20 protein-coding genes and 1 tRNA gene are annotated in these 22,043 nt (G+C 67.2%); 8 read left to right on the top strand and 13 right to left on the bottom strand.

The genetic code is table 11. The annotated features are described in order from the left end of the window. Window positions 1-3 precede the first annotated feature (3 nt). The 4 genes from NNZ72_RS05715 to NNZ72_RS05700 are packed head-to-tail and all read left to right on the top strand — an operon-like array spanning window position 4 to window position 5,230. Window positions 4-1,167: a glycosyltransferase family 4 protein gene (locus tag NNZ72_RS05715; protein ID WP_257313900.1), complete on the top strand. Its 1,164-nt coding sequence runs from the start codon at window positions 4-6 to the stop codon at window positions 1,165-1,167. 43 nt (window positions 1,168-1,210) lie between these two features. Beyond that, the gene (locus NNZ72_RS05710; RefSeq protein ID WP_257313898.1) at window positions 1,211-2,782 is read left to right on the top strand and encodes an undecaprenyl-phosphate glucose phosphotransferase; all 1,572 of its coding nucleotides are present in this window, start codon (window positions 1,211-1,213) and stop codon (window positions 2,780-2,782) included. A 59-nt stretch (window positions 2,783-2,841) separates the two neighbouring features. After that, window positions 2,842-4,068, top strand: coding sequence for an O-antigen ligase family protein (locus NNZ72_RS05705; protein WP_257314221.1), 1,227 nt, complete (start codon window positions 2,842-2,844; stop codon window positions 4,066-4,068). 7 nt (window positions 4,069-4,075) lie between these two features. Continuing rightward, on the top strand, window positions 4,076-5,230 hold the full coding sequence (locus tag NNZ72_RS05700; protein ID WP_257313896.1) for a glycosyltransferase family 4 protein: 1,155 nt from the start codon (window positions 4,076-4,078) through the stop codon (window positions 5,228-5,230). Window positions 5,231-5,299: 69 nt separating this feature from the next. Here the strand turns inward: NNZ72_RS05700 and NNZ72_RS05695 are convergent, their stop codons facing one another. Continuing rightward, window positions 5,300-5,551, bottom strand: coding sequence for a GlsB/YeaQ/YmgE family stress response membrane protein (locus NNZ72_RS05695; protein WP_257313893.1), 252 nt, complete (start codon window positions 5,549-5,551; stop codon window positions 5,300-5,302). Window positions 5,552-5,698: 147 nt separating this feature from the next. Between NNZ72_RS05695 and NNZ72_RS05690 the strand changes: the two genes are divergently transcribed. Both NNZ72_RS05690 and NNZ72_RS05685 read left to right on the top strand, forming a co-directional pair. Next, window positions 5,699-6,850 carry a GSCFA domain-containing protein gene (locus NNZ72_RS05690; protein ID WP_257313891.1) on the top strand — a complete coding sequence of 384 codons (1,152 nt, stop codon included), beginning with the start codon at window positions 5,699-5,701 and terminating at the stop codon, window positions 6,848-6,850. Between the two features lie 56 nt (window positions 6,851-6,906). After that, complete coding sequence (locus NNZ72_RS05685; protein ID WP_257313889.1) at window positions 6,907-7,611, top strand: hypothetical protein; 705 nt, start codon at window positions 6,907-6,909, stop codon at window positions 7,609-7,611. Window positions 7,612-7,659: 48 nt separating this feature from the next. Here the strand turns inward: NNZ72_RS05685 and NNZ72_RS05680 are convergent. Beyond that, window positions 7,660-7,736: transfer RNA gene (locus tag NNZ72_RS05680), tRNA-Pro, on the bottom strand. Window positions 7,737-8,134: 398 nt separating this feature from the next. Between NNZ72_RS05680 and NNZ72_RS05675 the strand changes: the two genes are divergently transcribed. Continuing rightward, window positions 8,135-10,987, top strand: a complete 2,853-nt coding sequence (locus tag NNZ72_RS05675; protein ID WP_257313888.1) for a calcium-binding protein — start codon at window positions 8,135-8,137, stop codon at window positions 10,985-10,987. Window position 10,988: 1 nt separating this feature from the next. Here the strand turns inward: NNZ72_RS05675 and NNZ72_RS05670 are convergent, their stop codons facing one another. The 6 genes from NNZ72_RS05670 to NNZ72_RS05645 all read right to left on the bottom strand — a co-directional run bounded on the left by NNZ72_RS05670 (window position 10,989) and on the right by NNZ72_RS05645 (window position 15,504). After that, complete coding sequence (locus tag NNZ72_RS05670; protein ID WP_257313886.1) at window positions 10,989-11,519, bottom strand: MerR family transcriptional regulator; 531 nt, start codon at window positions 11,517-11,519, stop codon at window positions 10,989-10,991. Between the two features lie 108 nt (window positions 11,520-11,627). Next, window positions 11,628-11,966 (bottom strand): integration host factor subunit alpha, encoded by a 339-nt coding sequence (locus NNZ72_RS05665; RefSeq protein WP_064329714.1) that lies wholly within the window; start codon window positions 11,964-11,966, stop codon window positions 11,628-11,630. 190 nt (window positions 11,967-12,156) lie between these two features. Next, window positions 12,157-13,128, bottom strand: a complete 972-nt coding sequence (locus NNZ72_RS05660; RefSeq protein WP_257313877.1) for a beta-ketoacyl-ACP synthase III — start codon at window positions 13,126-13,128, stop codon at window positions 12,157-12,159. Between the two features lies 1 nt (window position 13,129). After that, complete coding sequence (plsX, locus tag NNZ72_RS05655) at window positions 13,130-14,191, bottom strand: phosphate acyltransferase PlsX (protein ID WP_257313873.1); 1,062 nt, start codon at window positions 14,189-14,191, stop codon at window positions 13,130-13,132. A 216-nt stretch (window positions 14,192-14,407) separates the two neighbouring features. Continuing rightward, window positions 14,408-14,959, bottom strand: coding sequence for a YceD family protein (locus NNZ72_RS05650; RefSeq protein ID WP_257313872.1), 552 nt, complete (start codon window positions 14,957-14,959; stop codon window positions 14,408-14,410). Between the two features lie 5 nt (window positions 14,960-14,964). Then, complete coding sequence (locus NNZ72_RS05645; protein WP_257314219.1) at window positions 14,965-15,504, bottom strand: ubiquinol-cytochrome C chaperone family protein; 540 nt, start codon at window positions 15,502-15,504, stop codon at window positions 14,965-14,967. A gap of 151 nt (window positions 15,505-15,655) precedes the next feature. Between NNZ72_RS05645 and NNZ72_RS05640 the strand changes: the two genes are divergently transcribed. Further along, window positions 15,656-16,120 (top strand): outer membrane protein assembly factor BamE, encoded by a 465-nt coding sequence (locus NNZ72_RS05640; protein WP_257313871.1) that lies wholly within the window; start codon window positions 15,656-15,658, stop codon window positions 16,118-16,120. Between the two features lie 73 nt (window positions 16,121-16,193). Here the strand turns inward: NNZ72_RS05640 and NNZ72_RS05635 are convergent, their stop codons facing one another. The 5 genes from NNZ72_RS05635 to NNZ72_RS05615 all read right to left on the bottom strand — a co-directional run bounded on the left by NNZ72_RS05635 (window position 16,194) and on the right by NNZ72_RS05615 (window position 21,966). Then, complete coding sequence (locus NNZ72_RS05635; RefSeq protein WP_257313870.1) at window positions 16,194-18,329, bottom strand: sodium-translocating pyrophosphatase; 2,136 nt, start codon at window positions 18,327-18,329, stop codon at window positions 16,194-16,196. Between the two features lie 175 nt (window positions 18,330-18,504). Then, window positions 18,505-19,731: an MFS transporter gene (locus NNZ72_RS05630; protein WP_257313868.1), complete on the bottom strand. Its 1,227-nt coding sequence runs from the start codon at window positions 19,729-19,731 to the stop codon at window positions 18,505-18,507. A 14-nt stretch (window positions 19,732-19,745) separates the two neighbouring features. Next, window positions 19,746-20,234 carry a transcription antitermination factor NusB gene (nusB, locus tag NNZ72_RS05625; protein ID WP_257313866.1) on the bottom strand — a complete coding sequence of 163 codons (489 nt, stop codon included), beginning with the start codon at window positions 20,232-20,234 and terminating at the stop codon, window positions 19,746-19,748. After that, window positions 20,231-20,692 (bottom strand): 6,7-dimethyl-8-ribityllumazine synthase, encoded by a 462-nt coding sequence (ribH, locus tag NNZ72_RS05620; protein WP_257313864.1) that lies wholly within the window; start codon window positions 20,690-20,692, stop codon window positions 20,231-20,233. The genes nusB and ribH overlap by 4 nt, the downstream gene beginning before the upstream one ends. Before the next feature lie 119 nt (window positions 20,693-20,811). Then, window positions 20,812-21,966, bottom strand: coding sequence for a GGDEF domain-containing protein (locus tag NNZ72_RS05615; RefSeq protein WP_257313863.1), 1,155 nt, complete (start codon window positions 21,964-21,966; stop codon window positions 20,812-20,814). Window positions 21,967-22,043 lie beyond the last annotated feature (77 nt).

Below are 22,043 nucleotides of genomic sequence, written 5' to 3'. Positions count from 1 at the left end.
GTCATGGGAGACGGTCCCCTGCGCATCATCCATTGCTTCCGGTCGCCCATCGGCGGGATCTTCCGCCATGTGCGCGACCTCGCCGAGTTCCATGCGAAGGCAGGCCATGACGTCGGCATCATCTGCGACAGCCTCACGGGCGGCTCCTTCGAGGACGCGCTCTTCGACGAGATCCGCCCCCATCTCTCGCTCGGGCTCGTCCGGCTGCCCATCAGCCGCGCGGTCAGCCCGACGGACATAGGAGCCTTCTGGAGAAGCTTTCGTGAAATCAAGGGATTGCGGCCGGATGTCCTGCACGGGCACGGCGCCAAGGGTGGCGCCATCGCCCGGCTCATCGGCACAGCCCTGCGGGTCAACAGGTATCGCGTAGCCCGCCTCTACTCGCCGCACGGCGGCAGCCTGCACTACGATCGCCGCACACTCCCGGGCGCGGCGATCCTTGGCGCCGAACGGCTGCTCGAGCCGATGACGGACGCCCTCGTCTTCGTCTGCGACTTCGAGAAGGACAGCTACATCCGCAAGGTCGGCCGCCCGCGCTGCCGCTTCCAGCGCATCTACAACGGCATCCACGACCGCGATTTCGAGACCGTGCACGCCCGCCCCGACGCCGCCGACTTCCTCTATATCGGCATGCTGCGCGACCTGAAGGGGCCGGACGTCTTCATCGAGGCCTTCGCGCGCACCGAGCGGCTGATCGGCCGCCCGCTCTCCGCGCTGATGGTCGGCGACGGGCCGGACCGCGAAAAATACCTCGACACGATGGTCCGCCTCGGCCTCGGCCGGCGCATCGGCCTCCTGCCGGCCATGCGCGCGCAGGAGGCCTTCGCGCTCGCCCGCACCGTCGTCGTCCCCTCGCGCGCCGAGGCGATGCCCTATATCGTGCTGGAGGCGCTCGCCGCCCGCAAGCCGGTGATCGCCAGCCGCGTCGGCGGCATCCCGGAAGTGCTCGGCCGCGAGAGCATCGCGCTCGCCGAGCCGGGCGACGCCGCCGCGCTGGCGGGCATCATGGCCGAGGCGACGAGCGATCCGGGCTGGCGCGCCAAGGTCATGCCCGAGCCCGCCGCGTTCCGGGAGACCTTCTCCGCCTCCGCGATGTCGGCCGGCCTGCTTGCCCTTTATCGCGACATCCTCGCCGGGAAAGCCGCCCGCCGCGTAAGCGTTTCTTAGTGGCTTCGTGCTATGCCCGGGAGGTAGTCCCGGGAGTGCCTCCATGAACCACATCGACAAGCCGATCGCCTTCGACCCCGACGCTCTGCGGCGCAAGGTATCGGAAATCCGGACCATCGCGCCCGGCGATCGCCAGGAGGAGGAGGACGGCGGCAAGACGACGGACCTCAACCCGCTCGCCCGCAAGATCGCGCTGCAGTTCCGCGCCGACACCTATTCGCCGGCGATGATCATCGGTCTCCTGCGCCTGCTCGAATTCGCCGCCCTCTTCACCATCGGCTATGCCGTGCTGATGTTCTACGTGCGGCCGGACGTCGAGACCCTCTTCGTCTATCTCGCGGCCCTCGTCGGCGGCGCGGCGCTCGGCGTCGTCCTCCTGCAGTTCGCCGACGCCTACCAGGTACCCGCCCTGCGCTCGCCCTGGCGCATGACGCCGCGCATCGTCGCCGCATGGGGCCTCGCCTTCGCGGCGATGGCGCTCGTCCTCTTCCTCGTGAAGAGCGGCGACGAATATTCGCGCATCTGGTTCCTCTCCTGGTTCCTCGGCGGCGCGGCCTATCTCTTCATCGAGCGCCAGACTATCGCCTACTCGATCCGCCGCTGGGCGCGCAACGGCACGATGGAGCGCCGCGCGGTGATCGTCGGCGGCGGCGAGCCCGCCCGCGACCTCATCCGCACGCTGGAGCAGCAGCCGGAGAACGACATCCGCATCTGCGGCATCTTCGACGACCGCGACGAGCGCCGCTCGCCCTCGATCATCGCCGGCTACCCGAAGCTCGGCAACGTCGCCGAGCTGGTGGAGTTCGCCCGGCTCGCGCGCATCGACATGCTGATCATCGCGCTGCCGCTGTCGGCCGAGGCGCGCATCCTGACGCTGCTCAAGAAGCTCTGGGTGCTGCCGGTCGACATCCGCATCGCGGCGCACGCCAAGGGGCTGCGCTTCCGCCCGCGCAGCTATTCGCAGATCGGCGCCGTGCCGATGCTCGACGTCTTCGACAAGCCGATCGCCGACTGGGACAAGGTGGCCAAGCGGCTCTTCGACATCGTCTTCAGCCTCATCGCGCTCGCCCTGCTGTGGCCGGTGATGCTCGGGGCGGCGATCGCCGTCAAGCTCTCCTCGCCCGGCCCGATCCTCTTCAAGCAGAAGCGGCACGGCTTCAACAACGAGATCATCGACGTCTACAAGTTCCGCTCGATGTACACGCACCTGTCCGACCCGACGGCAAGGGCCGCGGTCACCAAGGGCGACCCGCGCGTGACCCCCGTCGGCCGCTTCATCCGCAAGTCCTCCATCGACGAGCTGCCGCAGCTCTTCAACGTGCTGCGCGGCCAGCTCTCGCTGGTCGGCCCGCGCCCGCACGCCATCCAGGCCCAGTCGCACGACCGCAAGTATGTCGACGTGGTCGAGGGCTACTTCGCCCGCCACCGCGTCAAGCCCGGCGTCACCGGCTGGGCGCAGATCAACGGCTGGCGCGGCGAGATCGACCATGACGACAAGATCCGCTACCGCACCGAATTCGACCTCTACTACATCGAGAACTGGTCGCTCTGGCTGGACCTGAAGATCCTGTTCCTGACGCCGATCCGCCTCCTCAACACGGAAAACGCCTATTGAGCGACGCGGTCCTCCCCCCTGGTCAGTTCGGGCAAGGCCGCTTCGCGGTCCCGCCGCAATTGCGCAACGCCCCGGCCCCGCCCTTCCGCCCGCATCTGGCGGCGCTCGGCGTCATCGGCTCGATGCTCGTCACCTTCGGCGTCTTCCTGTCGGGCTTCGTCATCAGCGAGCCGGCGCCCTACGAGCTGTTCATGGCGGGGCTCATCGGACTCTGGGCGATCGTCGGCCTGCGCATTTCGCGCGCGGTCGCTCCGCTCCTCGTGCTGCTCGTCCTCTTCAACGTCGGCGGCATGCTGTCGCTGACGGTGATGGCGGACCTCGCCGACGGGCCGATGTACATCGCCGTCTCGCTGTTCCTGGCGCTCTCCAGCGTCTTCTTCGCGGCAATCGTCGAGGCGCGGCCCGCCCGCCTGGAGCTCATCTTCCGCGCCTGGGTCGCCGGTGCGCTGATCACCGCGCTCCTCGGCATCCTCGGCTATTTCCACGCCTTTCCCGGCGCCGAGGTCTTCACGCTCTACGACCGCGCCAAGGGCGCCTTCCAGGACCCGAACGTCTTCGGCCCCTTCCTCGTCGCGCCCTCGCTCTACCTGCTGCACGGCCTGCTTTCCGGCCGCATCCTCGGCGCGCCCTTGAAGGCGGCAGGCTTCCTGGTGCTGGCGCTCGGCGTCTTCCTCTCCTTCTCGCGCGCGGCCTGGGCGCTCTACCTCTTCTGCGTCGTCGCGCTCGTCTTCGTCATGCTGCTCAAGGAGCGCACCGGCGCCTTCCGGCTGAAGATCCTGATCCTCAGCCTCTCGGCGCTGGGGCTGATGGTCGTGGCGCTCGCCGTGGCGCTGCAGTTCGACAAGGTGGCGGACCTCTTCTCCAGCCGCACCCAGCTCGTGCAGGAATATGACGGCGGCCATCTCGGCCGCTTCGACCGCCACCGCATCGGCTTCCTCATGGCCATGGAGAAGCCGCTCGGCATCGGCCCCATGGTGTTCAGCAGCATGTTCCCCGAGGACGAGCACAACATATGGCTGAAATCGCTGACCACCTACGGCTGGCTGGGCTTCGCCTGCTACCTGACGCTGATCGCCTGGACGCTCGGCGCCGGCTTCCGCCTCCTGCTGCGCAACCGGCCCTGGCAGCCCTTCCTGATGATCGGCTTCATCACGGTGCTCGGCCACACCGCCATCGGCTTCGTCATCGACACCGACCACTGGCGGCATTTCTATCTGCTGCTCGGCATCGTCTGGGGCTGCATGGCGCTGGAACGGCGCCACGGCCGGCCTCATGCTGCGGACTGATCCTGCCATGGACATGATGCGCGACAAGGCCATGCGGGCGCTCCGCATCCTGCAGGTGCTGGAGCCGAGCGGCGGCGGCTCGGGCCGGCATTTCATCGACCTCTGCCGCGGCCTCGCCGCGCGCGGCCACCGGGTGCATGCCGTCTATTCGCCGGTCCGGGCCGAGGCGCGCTTCGTCGAGGAGCTCCGGGCGCTCGGCCTCGCCGGCGTGCACGCCGTCGCCATGGCGCGCGCGCCCGGCCCCTCCGACCTTTCCGCCTGGCGGGAGCTGCGCGCCGTCATCCGCGCGCACGGCCCCTTCGACGTGATCCACGGCCACAGCTCCAAGGCCGGCGCGCTCGCGCGCCTGCGCCTGCCCGGCCGCCACGTCCCGCGCGTCTACACGCCGCACGCCTTCCGCACGATGGACCCCGAGCTCGGCCGGGCCGGCCGGCTCGTCTACGGCGCCATCGAAAGCCTGCTCGCCCGTGCCTTCACCGACCGGCTCATCTGCGTGTCGGCCGACGAATATGCCCATGCCCGCGCCCTCGGCATTCCGCGCCGGAAGCTCGCCGTCGTCGTCAACGGCGCCGAGACGCCGCCGGGGGACCCGCAGGGCACCGTGCGCGCCGCGCTCGGCATCGCCCCCGGGGCCCTCGTCTTCGGCTTCGTCGGCCGCCTCTGCCCGCAGAAGGCGCCCGAGCGGCTGCTCGCGGCCTTCGACCTCGTCGCCGCGCGGGCGCCGGAGGCCCGGCTCCTGATGATCGGCAGCGGCGAGATGGAGGCGGCCGTGCGCCGGCAGATCGCCGGCTCGGCGCACGCGGCGCGGATCGTGCTCACCGACCGCTTCACCGGGCCCGAGGCCATGGCGGCGTTCGACGTGCTGGTGATGCCGAGCCGCTACGAGGCGATGTCCTACGTGATGCTGGAGGCGGCGGCGGCCGGCAAGCCGATGGTCCTCACCGATGTCGGCGGCGCCTCGACGGTGCTGAGCGACGGCGAGAACGGCGTGCTGGTGGAAAACGACGACGATCCCCGCGCCCTCGCCGACGCCATGCTGCGGCTTGCCGACCGCGACCGGCTCGCCCTCCACGCCGCCGCCGCGCGCGGGCGCAGCGGCGACTACGGGCTTGCCCGCATGATCGGCGAGACCGAGGCGATCTACCGCACGCTCGTCGCCTGACACGGCCGGTACGGAAAAGGCCGCCCCTCCTTCCGGAGGCGCGGCCCATAAATCATTCGATCGCGTTTCCTACCGCCGTATCGCCCGCGCGATCGCGATCAGGATGCAGGCGCCGATGAAGCCGGCGATCAGATAGCCGATCCAGCCGCCCAGCGACACGCCGATCACCCCGAGCAATATGTTGGCGATCGCCGCGCCGACGATGCCGAGCACGATGTTCATCAGCACGCCCATGTTGCTCTTCATGAACATTTCCGCGAGCCAACCCGCGATGCCGCCAATGATGATGGCCGCGATCCAGCCGATACCTGCGTCTTCCATTCCCGCCTCCTGATGCGTTTCGATGCGTTGCGAAGCCCCGACTCCTATGGCCGGGCGCGAATACAACGCGAACGGGTGGCGGGCGGTTCCAAGGCATGGCGGGAATATATCCGCTCCCCCCCTCGGCCTCTCCTACCGGAAAGCTATTTGACGGTCGCGGGGCTGATGATAAGGATTGGCCGCTCGCCGGATCGAGGAGCCTCCTGGCTCTCTTGGAGCCGCCCCGTCGGCGAAGCACCCAACAGGCAAGTCAGGGCGCATATCATGAACCCATATTCCAACCTCGACGACCGCGCCTACTGGAAGCGGGGCGTCGAAGCGCAGCATCCGCTGGCGCCCGTCGATCTCTATCGCAAGAAATTCGATATCGGCGGCGACGACAGGATCGCGACCGCCGGAAGCTGTTTTGCCCAGCACATAGCCCGGCACATGCGCTCTTCCGGATATCAGGTCATCGACGCGGAGCCGCCTCCGAAATACATGCCGGAGGATCTGGCGAAGACCTTCGGCTTCAACCTCTATTCCGCCCGCTACGGCAACATCTATACGACCCGACAACTGCTGCAACTGGCGAAGGCTGCCTTCGGCAAGTGGTCTCCGTCGCAGATCGTCTGGGAAAAGAACGGACGCTATTATGACGCCCTGCGCCCGAGCGTCGAGCCGGAGGGTCTGTCCTCCCCGGAGGAGGTCATGGCGCATCGTCTGAACCATCTTCATCACGTCGCCCGGATGATGGAGCAGGCCACCGTGTTCATCTTCACGTTCGGCCTGACGGAAACGTGGGAGCACATCGAAAGCGGAACGGTCTATCCGACCGCCCCCGGCGTTATCGCCGGGCGTTTCGATCCGCAGGTGTTCCGCTTCAAGAACCTGACGTTCGCCGAGACACTGCAAGACTTCCTGGAGTTTCGGAAACTGGTCAGGGCGGCCAACCCGACGGTGAAATTCCTGGTGACGGTTTCCCCGGTCCCACTGACCGCCACGGCGAGCGGCGAGCATGTCCTGTCGGCGACGAGCTACTCGAAATCGGTGCTGCGCGCCGTCGCTGGACAACTCTATCACGAGTTGGACGACGTCGACTATTTCCCGTCCTACGAGATCATCGCCTCGCATCCTTCCCGCGGCTTCTTCTACAAGGGCAACATGCGGGAAGTGGACAACGGCGGCGTCAATATCGTGATGAAGACGTTCTTCTCGCAGCACAGGCCCGCGCAGAAGGCGAAAGTGTCGTCGCGGCGGAAGGCTGGGGACCACGACAGGATCGTCTGCGAGGAAGCGCTTCTGGAGGCTTTCGGATGAGGGTATGCATTATCGGAAACTCCCACGCCGGTGCCCTCAGGCTCGGGTGGAAAACGGTGGCCGACGATTTCCCGGACATTTCAATCGATTTCTTCGCCTCTCCGCAACGGGGAATGGCAACGCTCCAGCGAAAGGGAAATCTTCTCCGCTCGACCGACAAGGCCGTCACGAACGCCATGAAGTTCACATCCGGCGGCAGCGATACCATTGACATCACACGCTACGATGCCTTCGCGTTCATCTTCGGAAACGGCATCAAGGCCCTCATGCAGGCCTTCCGCCATCACCGCACCGTCGACATGCAGGGAAAGGTAAAGGCCCGCCACCTCATTTCCCGGCCCGCAGCCTCAGCCGTCGCCACGGGAATGCTGGCACGGTCGATGGCCGTGTCGATCGGCAAGCTCATTCACGAAGTCCTTCCGGCACCACTGTTCATCGTCTCGACGCCGACGCCGACATCCGCCGTTGCTGCCGACAACCAGCTGTGGAAAGACGCCGCCCTTCTCCGCCCGATCATGCTGGATCTCCTGCGGCAATCGATAGACGCGCTCCAGGCCGAACTGCCTTTCACGTTCATCCACCAGCCGGAAGAGACGATCATAAAGGGATTCACCGATCCCGCCTATTCAAAGGGATCCATGCAATTGTCCCAGACTTCGCGCGAGCATCACGACGACGAGCCGCATCACATGAACGCCCGATACGGCGCCCTGATGATGACGGAACTCGTCCGCACGTTTCCTGCCGGAGCCCCGCGTTAGACGGGTCTCGGCAAAGGAAGGGGACGTTCCGATTTCTCAAGGGAAAAATGGTCGGAGCGGCGGGATTCGAACCCACGACCCCTTGACCCCCAGTCAAGTGCGCTACCGGGCTGCGCTACGCTCCGAACCGCCGAAAGCCCTATAGTCTCGGGCACTTGGATGCAAGCCCTAAAATCGGCGAAAGGAACAAAAGTGGCGGCCTGCCTTCTCGCGGCGCCCAGTGCGGGGCGCGATGCCGGCCGGCCGGCCTCGTGATTGAGACATCGCGCATAAATATCGAATTGACGTAACGCAGATATGCCACTAATCTCCGTCAGCTTTTCATCTGTGATGCAGGTGGGCGATCTTTGTGTGTCATTCAGCCCTGATGCCTGTCCGCACAAAACAATAAGCACGCGCCCGACGCGCGCCTTGACGACATGAATCGGCGCCTTCAGCCGATATATCCTAATAGCAGAATCGAGAACGGAACGTCTTGCGGTGCGCATCGGGCGCGCCGGTCTATTGCTGTTCGGAGATCGCCATGCCCAGCATCCCGGCTACCTGGCGCAATGATTTCATCGCCAACCTCAACGTGGGATCGCAATTCGATCCCGTCATCACGCAACTCGCCAGCGGCCACTTCCTGGTCGTCTGGACCGATTCCAACAATTCCTCCGTTCCCGGCTCGCCGGCCGGAAACGACATCATCGGCCGGGTCTTCGACGTGCTCGGCAATGCCGTCACCGGCGAGATCCGCCTGAACACCCGCAACACCGGCGACAGCGAGTTCAATCCGACCGTCACCGCGCTCGCCGACGGCGGCTTCGTCCTCGCCTACGACGAGACCGGAAGCTTCGACGATCTCAACATCGAAACCTACAGCTTCAATCCCACCACCCTCGCCGTCACCCAGCGTTTCAGCGCCGAGCTGTTCTTCGACCAGGGCACCTCGAACCCGATCGACCCCACCATCGCTTCGGCTTCCGCCACGTCGGTGCTGGCCGCCTATCACACCATCAACGCGGACGGATCGGACAATATCGTCATCCGCACCTACAATCCGTCGACCAATGCGTTCGGTGCGGAAATCCAGTTGCTGACCGGCAACACCGGCACCGGCGAGGACGCAAGCAGGCCGGATGTCGCGGCGTTGAGCAACGGCAACTACGCCGTCGCCTTCGTCAACCAGAACCCCGCCGGCACGCCCGACGAACTGATCGTTCACGTCCGCAACCAGGCCGGCGCCTTCGTCGCCAGCGCCACGGTCGCGGCCCTGGATGCCGGCCTCTCCGACCCGCAGGTCGCGGCCCTGGCCAGCGGCAACTTCGTCGTCGCCTACCAGCGCGCCGACGGCGCCGGCGACATCAGCTTCCGCGTCTACAGCAATGCGGGCGTGGCGCTGACCGGCGGCGGCCCGTTCGCGGCGGCGAACGGCGCCAACGCGCAGAACGAGCCGGCCGTCGTCGGCCTTGCCGACGGCAGCTTCATCATCGCATGGGACGACGACACCACCGGGCAGCTCATGGGCGCGCGCTTCGGCGTCTCCGGCCAGAGCGTGTTCTCGATCGGCGGGCCGTTCGTCATGGACGACACCGGCGGCGCATCGATCACCGAGATCGAGATGGCCGCCTTCGCGGACGGCCGCTTCTCCGTCACCTGGAACGACGGCGGCGACGTCCGCGTCAAGATCATGGACACGCGCGACTTCGTCAACAGCCCGCCCGTCTATCTGCCGGACAGGAAGCAGGTCGGCACGATCGGCAACGACGTCTTCACGGCTGCCGCCAACGCCAGGGAGGTGTACGGCCACGACGGCAACGACACCATCACCGAGGCCGGCGTCACCAAGAAATATTTCGGCGGCTCCGGCAACGACAAGCTGATCGTCGCCTCGACGCTCGACAGCGACGCCCATGACGGCGGCAGCGGCATCGACACGATCGACTGGAGCGGCTCCGGCGTCGCGGGCGCGACGTTCGATCTCGCAAACGGAACGGCGTCGAATGCCCTCGGCAGCGAGAAGATGATCGGCTTCGAGCATATCATCGCCACCAACGATGCCGACATCATCTTCGGCACCCCCGGCGAGAACACCATCACCGCGCTCGGCGGCAACGACAAGATCGAGGGCGGCCTCTCGACGGACACGATCGATGCCGGCGCGGGCAACGATGTCATCGTCGTTCGCGACGGCCAGTTCGCCGACAATGTCGACGGCCGCGACGGCATCGACACCTACGTCCTCAACTACCAGAACCAGAAGATCAAGATCGACCTCGCGGCCGGCACGCTGCAGGTCCTCACTCTCGCCGGCGCGGCATTCGGGCCGGAGAACACGGTGAACCGGGTCGAGAGGGTCACGGGCGGGGCGGGAGACGACGTGATCGCCGGCGACGACGTCGCCAATGTGCTCGCGGGCCAGGGCGGCGCCGATACCCTTTCCGGCAGGGCCGGCAACGATACGCTGGACGGCGGGACGGGCGTCGATGCGCTTACCGGCGGGTCCGGCAACGACATCTATGTCGTCGACAACACGAACGACAAGGTCATCGAGAAGGCGAAGGAAGGCTCCGACCTCGTCAAGGCCTCGGTCAGCTTCACGCTGTCCGGCAATGTCGAGAACCTGACGCTCACCGGCTCCACGGCGATCAACGGCATCGGCAACGGCCTTTCCAACGCGCTCGTCGGCAACGGCGCCCGCAACACGCTCGCGGGCGGCAGCGGCAACGACAAGATCGACGGCAAGGGCGGCGCCGACAGGCTTCTCGGCGGCAAGGGCAACGACGCCTATGTCGTCGACAACAAGAACGACAGGATCGTCGAGAAGGCGAAGGAAGGCTCCGACCTCGTCAAGGCCTCGGTCAGCTTCACGCTGTCCGGCAATGTCGAGAACCTGACGCTCACCGGCACGAAGTCGATCGACGGCACCGGCAACGGCCTTTCCAACAAGATCGTCGGCAACGCCGGGAAGAACACACTGAAGGGCGGGGCCGGACACGACACCCTGCAAGGCGGCAAGGGCGGCGACAAGCTCCAGGGCGGCCTCGGCGCGGACGATCTCCACGGCGGCTCCGGCGCCGACCGGTTCGTCTTCAAGTCGATCAAGGAGTCGACCGTCGGCAGGTCCGGCCGCGACACGCTCGACGATTTCTCCCACAAGCAGGGCGACAAGGTCGACCTCAAGGCGATCGACGCGAACACCAAGGCCGGCGGCAACCAGGCCTTCTTGTTCATCGGCACGGAAAAGTTCCACAAGACGGCGGGCGAGCTTCGCTACGAGAAGAAAGGCGGCGATACTTTCATCCATGGCGACGTCAACGGCAACGGCTCCGCCGACTTCTCCATCAAGATCGACGCCTCGCTGAACCTCACGAAGGGGGACTTTTTGCTCTAGCTCAGCGCACCTGGTCGAGCAGGCGCTTGCATTCCAGGAGGTCGTAGAGCGCCTCCTGCAGGAGCGCGCGGTCCTCCTTGCCGACGCTGGAGCGGCCGATCGAGATCTCCGGCGAATCGTCGCCGCCGCCGACGAAGGAGAAGAAGCGGCGGCTCGCCGGCACCTTGGCGCGACCGACGATCTGGTCCTCGTCGCTCGCCGCCTTCGGCGGCGGCGGCTCCTCGTGGCTGGCGGCGGCGAGCGCCTCCACGGTGGCAAGGTCGCCGCTTGCGATCGCCGCGACGAACTTGTTGCCGTTGACCTTCAGGAGCTTCTGCACGCCCTTGATCGTGTAGCCGTGGTCGTAGAGCAGGTGACGGATGCCCTTGAGCAGGTCGACGTCTTCCGGCCGGTAGTAGCGCCGCCCGCCGCCGCGCTTCATCGGCCTGATCTGCGTGAAGCGCGTCTCCCAGAAGCGCAGCACGTGCTGCGGCAGGTCGAGATCGTCGGCGACTTCGCTGATGGTGCGGAAAGCGTCCGGACTCTTGTCCATTCTACCCTCGTTGGAAAAACGCATGGACGGCACAAGACATATGCCGGACGATCGCATTCATTTCAACGGGTTGGCGCCGGATATTCACGTGCGGGCGGATAAAAGCCGTCAGGAGGCGGGCGAGGCCGGCTTCTGCTTCGCCTTGCGCGCGAGATGAGCCTTCAGCACCCGCTGCTTGAGCACGTTGGAGGCCTTGAAGGTCATCACCCGGCGCGGCGAGATCGGCACCTCCTCGCCCGTCTTCGGGTTGCGGCCGATGCGCTCGTTCTTGTCGCGCACCTGGAAGGTCGCGAAGGAGGAGAGCTTCACGCTCTCGCCGCGCACGATGGCGTTGCAGATCTCGTCGATCACGGTCTCGACCAGCTCGGCCGATTCGGTCCTCGAAAGGCCCACCTTGCGGAAAACCGATTCGGCCAGGTCTGCGCGTGTCACCGTCTTCCCGCTCATCTTCTCCTCACCGATTTTCCATAGAAAGCGCATGCTTAGGGAGCGCAGACTATTGTCCTTGCCCCGGCGGGTCAAGGGCGCGGCCGGAAGCAATTCCGGCAAAAGCGCAAGGCGCCTCCGCATCCGGAACTGCGTAGAAACAAGGAGATAGGGGATTCTTGCGATTCGGGGAAACGGCGAACGCCCCGGACTACCAGCGCAGCAGCACCGCACCCCAGGTGAAGCCGCCGCCCATCGCCTCGAGCAGCACGAGGTCGCCCTCCCTGATGCGCCCGTCGCCGGCGGCCGTCGCCAGCGCCAGCGGGATCGATGCGGCCGACGTGTTGCCGTGCCTGTCGACGGTGATGACGACCTTCTCCGGCGCGATGCCGAGCTTCTTGGCCGACGCGTCGATGATGCGGCGGTTGGCCTGGTGCGGCACCATCCAGTCGAGGTCCTCCGAGGTCAGCCCCGTCGCGTCGAAGGCGGCGACGATGACGTCGGTGATCATGCCGACGGCGTGCTTGAAGACCTCGCGGCCCTCCATGCGCAGGTGGCCGACGGTGCCGGTCGTCGACGGGCCGCCGTCGACGTAGAGCTTGTCGCGATGCGCGCCGTCGGAGCGCAGCTGCGCGGTCAGCACGCCGCGGTCGGCCGACGTGCCCTCGCCTTCCGCGCGCTCCAGCACGATGGCGCCGGCGCCGTCGCCGAAGAGCACGCAGGTCGTGCGGTCGGTCCAGTCGAGGATGCGCGAGAAGGTCTCCGCGCCGACGACGATCGCGCGCCGCGCGAGCCCGCCGCGGATATAGGCGTCGGCGGTCGCCACCGCATAGACGAAGCCGGAGCAGACGGCCTGCACGTCGAAGGCGAAGCCGTGATGCATGCCGAGCCGGTTCTGGATGTCGACGGCGACGGCCGGGAAGGTGTTGTCCGGCGTCGAGGTGGCGACGATGATGAGGTCGATGTCGGCGGCCTTGAAGCCGGCCTTGTCGAGCGCGGCCTGCGCGGCGGCGGCCCCCAGCGAGGCGGTCGTCTCGCCCTCGCCGGCGATGTGGCGCTCGCGGATGCCGGTGCGCTGCACGATCCATTCGTCGGACGTGTCGACCATGCTTTCGAGTTCGGCATTGGTGAGCACCCGCTTCGGGAGCACCGCCCCGAAACCGCGGACCACTGAACGGATCATGTCATCGTACCCCGTCGCTCATGTCCTGGGCAGCACCCCCCACGGGGCGGCCGGCATGATATTTCTGCAAATCTTTCTCGATCTTGTCCTTCAGGCCGTTGCGGACCATGTCGTAGCCCACATCGACGGCGGCGGCAAAGCCCTCGGCGTCCGTGCCGCCGTGGCTCTTGATGACGATGCCGTTCAGCCCCAGGAACACGCCGCCGTTGACCTTGCGCGGATCCATCTTCTCGCGCAGCCGGTCGAAGGCGCTCTTCGCCAGGATGTAGCCGAGCCGGGCGAGCCAGGTGCGCGACATGGCGGCGCGCAGGTAGGTGGCCATCTGCCGCGCCGTGCCTTCGGCGGCCTTCAGCGCGATGTTGCCGGCAAAGCCTTCCGTCACCACCACGTCCACCGTGCCCTTGCCGATGTCGTCACCTTCCACGAAACCATAATAGTCGATCGTGTCGACATTGGCCTCGCGGATGAGCTGGCCGGCGGCCTTGACCTCTTCCTGGCCCTTGATCTCCTCGACGCCGACGTTGAGGAGGCCGACCGTCGGCCGGTCGACCTCGAACAGCGCGCGCGCCATGGCGCCGCCCATCAGCGCGAAGTCGAAGAGCTGGTTCGCGTCCGCGCCGATGGTGGCGCCGATGTCGAGCACGATGCTCTCGCCCTTCAGCGTCGGCCAGATGCCGGCGATCGCTGGGCGCTCGATGTTCGCCATCATGCGCAAACAGAATTTCGACATGGCCATCAGCGCGCCGGTGTTGCCGGCGGAGACGGCCACATCCGCCTCGCCCTTGGCGACGGCGTCGATCGACAGCCACATCGAGGATTTGCCGCGCCCGCGACGCAGCGCCTGGCTCGGCTTCTCGTCCATGGCCACGGCGACGTCACAGTGGCGGAAGGTGCTCGCCGCCTTCAGCTTGGGGTGCTGGTCGATCAGCGGCTCGCACCGGGCCGCATCGCCATAGAGCACGAATCGGATGTCGGGATGGCGTTCGAGAGCCTTGGCTGCGCCAGGGATGGCGACCTCCGGGCCGAAATCGCCACCCATGACATCAACGGAAATTGTGACCACGCGTATCTTGCCTTGTTCTTGTTTCCGCTAGAGCGCCGTGCGTCCGTGCGGACGCACAAAGGATGCTCTAAATTCCTTGAATCCAGAGTATCTTGTCTGCGAGCAGGCGATTTCGCCCGTTTGCAGGATGCTCCAGCGCGCCGCCGACGCGGATTGCGTCAAAATAGCGCTTTTCACCGGGGTGACAACTGAATTATCCGCCGGGCGGAACGCCGTTCAGTCTTTTTTCCAGTCCTTGAGCGCGGCGAAGGGCGAGGGTTTCCGGTCGTCCTTCCGCGTGCTTTCGGTATGGCCCTCGAAGACCGCGTCGCTCTTGCGCGGATAGGGGTCGATGGCAAGCGCGGCGTGCTCGGCGGCCACCGCGCCGGCGTCGATCGTGTCGCCGGAAAAGACCTCCGGCGCGTCCGGGCCGTCCGGGTCGAGCAGCATCTCGCCGCCCTCGACCGCGACGGGCATGCGCGCGAGCTTGGAGCCCTCCGGCACGAAGACGGCCTCGACCGGCTCGTCGATATGCGCCTCGACCGGCTCCAGCGTCACCACGCAGGCCTGGACGATGTCGGCCGAAACGCGGCCCTTGAGGCGCACGCCGTCGCGCTTCCAGCGCTGCACCTGGAAGGCGGCGGAAAGCGCCCTCACCTCCAGGACGCCCCAGAGGCGCGCGAGGCCCGCCCGCTCCTCGGCATCGGCCGAGATCGTCACCTCGACGGGATTGGCGGAGATGTGCCCCACCCTGACGGGATAGGAGAAGGGAATGTCGTCGGTCTTCATGGCGTTCAGGTCTCCGGCGCGGGCACGGCGAGCGCCCCCGTCTCGATGGCGTCCTCCGGAAGGGCCGCCATGGCCGCCTCGACGGAAAACAGGTAGTCGGCGAGCGCCCGCATCGAGGGCGCGGCCTCGCCGGCCTCGGGATGGATGTTGCGGCCGAGCGCGGCGGCGAGCGCCTCCCGGTCGCCGGAGTCGAGCGCCGCGGCGTAGGATTCGAGCCGGCCGTAGAACATGCCGGCGAACTTCTTCATGCGCTTCGGCACGCCGACGTCGCCGACGCCGAGCTCGCGGATCGAATGGTCGACGTCCTCGAAGAAGGCGTCGACGATCTCCTGGGCGATCTCCTGGCCCGAGCGCGCGGAGCTGCGCGTGCGGCGGAAATAGAGGATCAGCATGGCCGACAGCATCTCGAAGCGGCCCATCACCGTGTCGGGCACGCCGAGGCGCGCATAGAGGCCGGGCCGGCGCGCGGCCGCCGTCAGCGCCGCATACTGCTTCTCGACGATCCGCCGGTTGCCGTTTTTTTTGCCGAACAGGCCGAAAAACATCATAAAGCCCAGTTTTGCCTGATTCAAACCAAGGAGGCGCAGCATGCCGTGTTGCATGACGCTCGAAGCTGGTTTACCGAAGCAGGCACGAATTGCAATGGCTGTGCGGCCATCGCGGGCCGGGGATATTTTGAAGAGAGACGCCTTGAACATGAAGCTGTTGCGTAACGCCGCCATTGCCGTCACCGTCTCCGCTTCGCTTCTGGCGGGCTGCAACACCGGCGAGGTGCTGCACCAGGGCTACGTGGTCGACCAGGAGACGCTGGCGCTCGCGCCCGTCGGCTCGTCGCGCGAGCAGGTGCTGCTCTCGCTCGGCTCGCCCTCCTCGACGGCGACCTTCGACAACGAGGTCTTCTACTACATCTCGCAGACCCGCACGCGCCCCGTCGCCTTCATGAAGCCGAAGATCGTCGAGCAGAACATCCTCGCCGTCTACTTCAACAAGGAAGGCACGGTCGAACGGCTTGCCAACTACACGCTGAAGGACGGCGTCGTCTTCGACATGATCTCGCGCACGACGCCGACGGGCGGCATGGAGCTCACCTTCCTCGGCCAGTTGCTGCGCGGCGGCGCCAACCCGGCGACGATGATCCGCAACGCGCTCGGCGGAAGCTGACGCCCGACGCACGGAACCAAAAGGAAAACCGCGGGGATCGCTCCCCGCGGTTTCTTTTTGGGCTGACGGCGGATCAGGCCAGCGCGGCGAGCAGCAGCAGGGCCACGATGTTGGTGATCTTGATCGCCGGGTTGACGGCCGGACCGGCCGTGTCCTTGTAGGGGTCGCCGACGGTGTCGCCGGTGACGGAGGCCTTGTGGGCGTCCGAACCCTTGAGGTGGCGCTGGCCATCCTTGTCGACGAAGCCGTCCTCGAAGCTCTTCTTCGCATTGTCCCAGGCGCCGCCGCCCGACGTCATGGAGATCGCGACGAAGAGGCCGTTGACGATGACGCCGAGCAGCGAGGCGCCGAGGGCCGCGAAGGCGGACGCCTTGGAGCCGGAGATCAGGAGCACGCCGAAATAGACGACGAGCGGCGCCAGCACCGGCAGGAGCGACGGCACGATCATCTCGCGGATCGCCGCCTTGGTGAGGATGTCCACCGCGCGGCCGTAGTCGGGCCGTTCGGTCCCCTTCATGATGCCGGCCTTCTCGCGGAACTGCCGGCGCACCTCCTCGACGATGGAGCCCGCCGCGCGGCCGACGGCCGTCATGGCGATGCCGCCGAAGAGGTAGGGGATGAGACCGCCGAAGATCAGGCCCGCGACCACGTAGGGGTTGGAGAGGTCGAAGGAGATCGTGCCGATGTCGGCGAAGTAGGGATACTTGTCGCCGTTCGCCGCGAAATAGGCGAGGTCGTTCGAATAGGCGGCGAAGAGCACCAGTGCGCCGAGGCCGGCCGAGCCGATCGCATAGCCCTTGGTGACGGCCTTGGTGGTGTTGCCGACGGCGTCGAGCGCGTCGGTGGACTTGCGCACCTCCGGATCGAGGCCGGACATCTCGGCGATGCCGCCGGCATTGTCGGTGACGGGGCCGAAGGCGTCGAGCGCCACGATCATGCCGGCGATGCCGAGCATGGCGGTGACGGCGATGCCGGTGCCGAACAGGCCGGCGAGCTGGTAGGTGCCGATGATGCCGCCGACGATGACGATCGCCGGAAGCGCCGTCGATTCCAGCGAGACCGCGAGCCCCTGGATGACGTTGGTGCCGTGGCCGGTCACCGACGCCTGGGCGATGGAGTTCACCGGGCGCTTGTTGGTGCCGGTGTAGTATTCGGTGATCACCACGATCAGCGCCGTCACGATCAGGCCGATCAGGCCGCAGGCGAAGAGCGCGGAACCGGTGATCTCGATGCCGGCGACCGTGCCGATCGAGCCCCAGCCGATGGTGAGCGAGGTCGCCGCGGCAAGGCCGGCGATGGAGAGCACGCCGGTGACGATCAGGCCCTTGTAGAGCGCGCCCATGATCGAGCCGTTGGCGCCGAGCTTGACGAAGAAGGTGCCGACGATCGAGGTGATCACGCAGGTCGCGCAGATCGCCAGCGGATAGGCCATGGCGGAGGCGAGAACCGGCGTGCCGGCGAAGAAGATCGCCGCGAGCACCATGGTGGCGACGACGGTCACCGCATAGGTCTCGAACAGGTCGGCGGCCATGCCGGCGCAGTCGCCGACATTGTCGCCGACGTTGTCGGCGATGGTGGCCGGGTTGCGCGGGTCGTCCTCCGGAATGCCGGCCTCGACCTTGCCGACGAGGTCGCCGCCGACGTCCGCACCCTTGGTGAAGATGCCGCCGCCGAGACGGGCGAAGATGGAGATCAGCGAGGCGCCGAAGCCGAGCGCCACCAGCGCGTCGATGACGTCACGCGACGCCGGGTCCTGGCCGAGCACGGCGGTGAGATACCAGTAGTAGATCGAGACGCCGAGGAGCGCCAGGCCCGCCACCAGCATGCCGGTGATGGCGCCCGACTTGAAGGCGATGTCGAGGCCGGAGGACAGGCTGACGGATGCGGCCTGGGCCGTGCGGACATTGGCGCGCACGGAGACGTGCATGCCGATGAAGCCGGCGACACCCGAAAGGACGGCGCCGATCAGGAAGCCGATCGCGGCCGTCGCGGAGAGAAGCAGCCAGGCGCCGATGAAGACGACGATCCCGACGATGGCGATGGTCTTGTACTGGCGGGTGAGATAGGCCTGCGCCCCTTCCCGGATATAGCCTGCAATTTCCTGCATGCGGGCATTCCCCTGGTCGGCGGCAAGCACCGACCGCGTCGCCCAGACGGCATAAGCCACCGAGAGCAACCCGCATGCGATAACGCCCAACAATATGGTCATTTCGCTCTGTCCTCCTTGGGGGCTGCGGTTCCCTCCCGCAGCCGACACGCGTCCGCCGCCGCCTGCCCCTCACAGCCGGCGACCGGCGCGGGGCAAGAGTGCGTTTGCGAATCGGTTGCGTCAAGCCGCTGCGCTGCGGCAAGTCGCCCGGAGGCAAGGTTTTTTCGGCCCGCGCTCAGGCGGAGGGGCGGCCGGGGCGCAAAATCAGGAGAAGGACGAGGAAAAGGCTCACGCCCGTCACCGGCCAGAAGACCAGGTTGATGGTTTCCCAGCCGTAGGCGTTGAACACCTTACCCGAGGAGAAGGAGGAGAGCGCCACGGCGCCGAACAGGATGATGTCGTGGAAGCCCTGCACCTTGTCGGCCTCGTGCGGGCGATAGCTCGACGCGACCATGGCGGTGGCGCCGATGAAGCCGAAGTTCCAGCCGACGCCGAGCAGCACCAGCGCGCCCCAGAAGTTCCACAGCTCCACGCCCATGTGCGCGACCGCCGCGCAGGCCATCAGGATGACGAGGCCGGCGGCCACCACCTTCTCCGCGCCGAAGCGCTGGATCAGCATGCCGGTGACGAAGCTCGGCGCGAACATGGCGAGCACGTGCCACTGGATGCCCAGCGTCGCCATCTCCGTCGAGAAGCCGCAGCCGATGACCATGGCGAGCGGCGCGCCGGTCATCATGAAGGTCATCAGCGCGTAGGAGGAGATGCCGCAGACCATGCCGGTCAGGAAGCGCCGGGTCAGCACGATCTCGGCGAGCGGCCGCGCGACCGCGCCGGCGGCGAGCGCCTCCGCCTTGCGGTCGGGCAGGCGCAGCATCAGGAAGAGCAGGACCGCGACGAGGCAGAGCGGCGCGAAGGCGACGAAGGCGCCGGCGAACAGGACCGGCGTAAACAGGTCCTTGGTCAGGATCGCGACCTGCGGGCCGAGCACGGCGGAGACGACGCCGCCGGCGAGGATCCACGAGATCGCCCGCGGCTTGTAGAAGGACGGCGAGGCATCGGCGGCGGCGAAGCGGATCTTTTGCGCGAAGCCGCTCGATATGCCGACGAGCACGAAGCCGATGGAGAAGAGCCAGAAATCGCCGCGGAAGAGCGCGATGGCCGACAGGAGCCCGCCGCCCGCCCCCAGGAGCGCGCCGGCGACGAAGCCGTGGGCGCGGCCGAGCAGGCGCGCGGCGAGCGCCACCAGCGCCGCGCCGAAGGCGACGCCGAGGTTGAAGCCGGTGAGCGGGGCGGTGGCGAGCGACTTGTCGGGGCCGAGCAGGTCGTAGGCCGCAAGCGCCCCGATCGAGAAGACGATCGGCCCCGCCGAGGCGAGCAGCGCCTGCGCCATCGTCAGAAGGAACACGTTGCGGCGGGCGGCCGACAGTTCCCGTTCAAGACCTTCGACCGTACCCGTGCTCATGTCCGTCTACCGTTCTACTTGCGTGCGTCGGGGCGAAGCTGGCGGGCGATGCGATCGAGCACCGCGTTGACGAGCTTCGGTTCCTCGTCCTCGAAGAACGCCTTGGCGATCTCCACATATTCCGTGACGATCACGGCGATCGGTACGTCCTTGCGCTCCTTCAGCTCGAAGGCGCCGGCGCGCAGGATGGCGCGCACGGTGGAATCGAGCCGCGACAGCGCCCAGTCGTCCTGAAGTGCGGCGCCGATCAGCGGGTCGAGCTGGCGCTGGTCGCGCACGACGCCCGAAACGATCGAGCGGAACCAGGAGGCGTCGGCCTTGAGGTAGGTGTCGCCGTCGAGCTCCCGGCCGAGCCGGTGCTCCTCGTATTCGGCGACGGTCTCCAGCACGCCTGTGCCGCCGATGTCCATCTGGTAGAGCGCCTGCACGGCGGCAAGGCGCGCCGCGCCGCGCTGGTTGGCCGGCTTGACCGGATGCTTCTCGTTGTCCTTGTCCGCGCTCACTGTTCGCCGCCCAGTTTCTTCTTCAGCCCGATCATCGTCAGCGCCGCCCGCGCGGCGAAGCCGCCCTTGTCGCCCTCCGAGCGGCGGGCGCGCGCCCAGCCCTGCTCGTCGTTCTCGACCGTCAGGATGCCGTTGCCGATCGGCAGGCTCTCGCTCACCGACAGGTCCATCAGCGCCCGGCTCGACTCGTTTGCGACGATGTCGAAATGGTAGGTCTCGCCGCGGATCACCATGCCGAGCGCGACGAAGCCGTCGTACCAGGTGCCGCCGTTCTCCATGCCGTCGAGCGCCATGGAGATGGCGGCCGGGATCTCCAGCGCGCCCATGACGGTGACGACGTCGTAGGTGGCGCCGGCGGCGTCGAGCGCATGCTTGGCGCCGTCGAGCATCGCATCGGCCATGTCGTCGTAGAAGCGCGCCTCGACGATGAGGAGATGGGGGGTATCGGTATCGGCCATGGGTCTTACCTGAGAACTGGAAGCGGGCCGCGGCAGCCGCGGAGAGAAGCGGCGGTCAAACCACGAGTGCGCCGCCTTGGCAAGCCCCTTTCTCCGTCGCCGGCCCGCCGATGGGCGCCTCAGGCCGTCCGGCGCATCTCCCGCGAGGCCGACACGCGGTTGCGGCCCTCCTGCTTGGAGGCATAGAGCGCCTTGTCGGCGACGGCGAGGAGCGCGTCGAAGGAGAGCGGCTCGTTGCCGGCATGGGCGACGCCGGCGCTGACGGTGCAGGTGAGCGCGATCCCGGAGACCACGATGGGCTCGGCGGCGAAGGCGATGCGGATGCTCTCGGCGGCATGGGCGGCCCGGTCGGGCGGGGTGCGGTCGAGCACGAGCGCGAATTCCTCGCCGCCGAGGCGGGCGGCGATCGCCGCCGTCGGCATGTTCTCCATCAGCACGCGCGCGAAGACCCGCAGCACCGCGTCGCCCGCCGCATGGCCGTGGCGGTCGTTCACCGCCTTGAAGTTGTCGAGGTCGAACGCGATCACCGCCGCATAGGGCCCGACCGGGTCCTCGCCGTAGCGGTCGAAGAGCGCGCGGCGGTTGAGCAGGCCCGTCAGCGCGTCGGTCATGGCGGCACGGCGGTTGCTGCCGGCGATGCGCCACTGGTTGAGCGCCAGCGACATGGCGCCGATGCCGGTGATGCCGATGATCGCCATCACGAGGTTGAGGTCCTCCGCCCAGTTGTTCGGCGCACCGGCGAGCACCCAGGCGCGCGCCTTCACCAGCATGCCGGCGCACAGGAGGAACGAGGCGGCCGTCAGCATGTAGAGCAGGAAGATGCCCGTCAGCGGCAGCGGCGCCTCCTCCCGCCCCTTCCAGTATTCGCACGCCGTCAGGGCGAGCAGGACGGCGACCAGCAGGTTGAAGACGATGAAGGCGATCCCGCTCAGGCCCATCAGCAGGAAGGGCGCCGACGGCGCCATGCAGAGGAGGAAGACGAAGGCGATGCGGTGCCGGCCGGGCGAGGCCGTGCGGAAGCGGTAGGCCGCGCCGTAGATGAAGGCGAAGCCGGCGAACTGCAGGGCGAAGTAGAGGCAGCCGAGGACCGGGTCGGGCCGCTCGACGTAGAGGCCGTAGGCGGCGACGGCGAGCACGATGAAGCCGATGCCCACCGCCCAGGAGAGGAGGAAGCGTTCGACGCGCGCCGAAAGCCACGAGGCGAACAGCGTCGCCGCCAGGCACATGCCGGACAGGCCGATGGCGAGCAGAAGGGTCTTGTAGTCGGGCGCCATGCGGCGAGCGTCTCCAGAAGCGGGCGGCCCACCTTAGAAGCGAAGTGGTATCGATATCGTTACACGCCCGGAGAATG

Origin of the sequence: Shinella pollutisoli (assembly GCF_024609765.1) — a bacterium.
Classification (GTDB): Bacteria; Pseudomonadota; Alphaproteobacteria; order Rhizobiales; family Rhizobiaceae; genus Shinella; species Shinella pollutisoli.
Note: the sequence above shows the minus strand (reverse complement) of the source record. Positions and strands in the feature narration are given on the sequence as shown.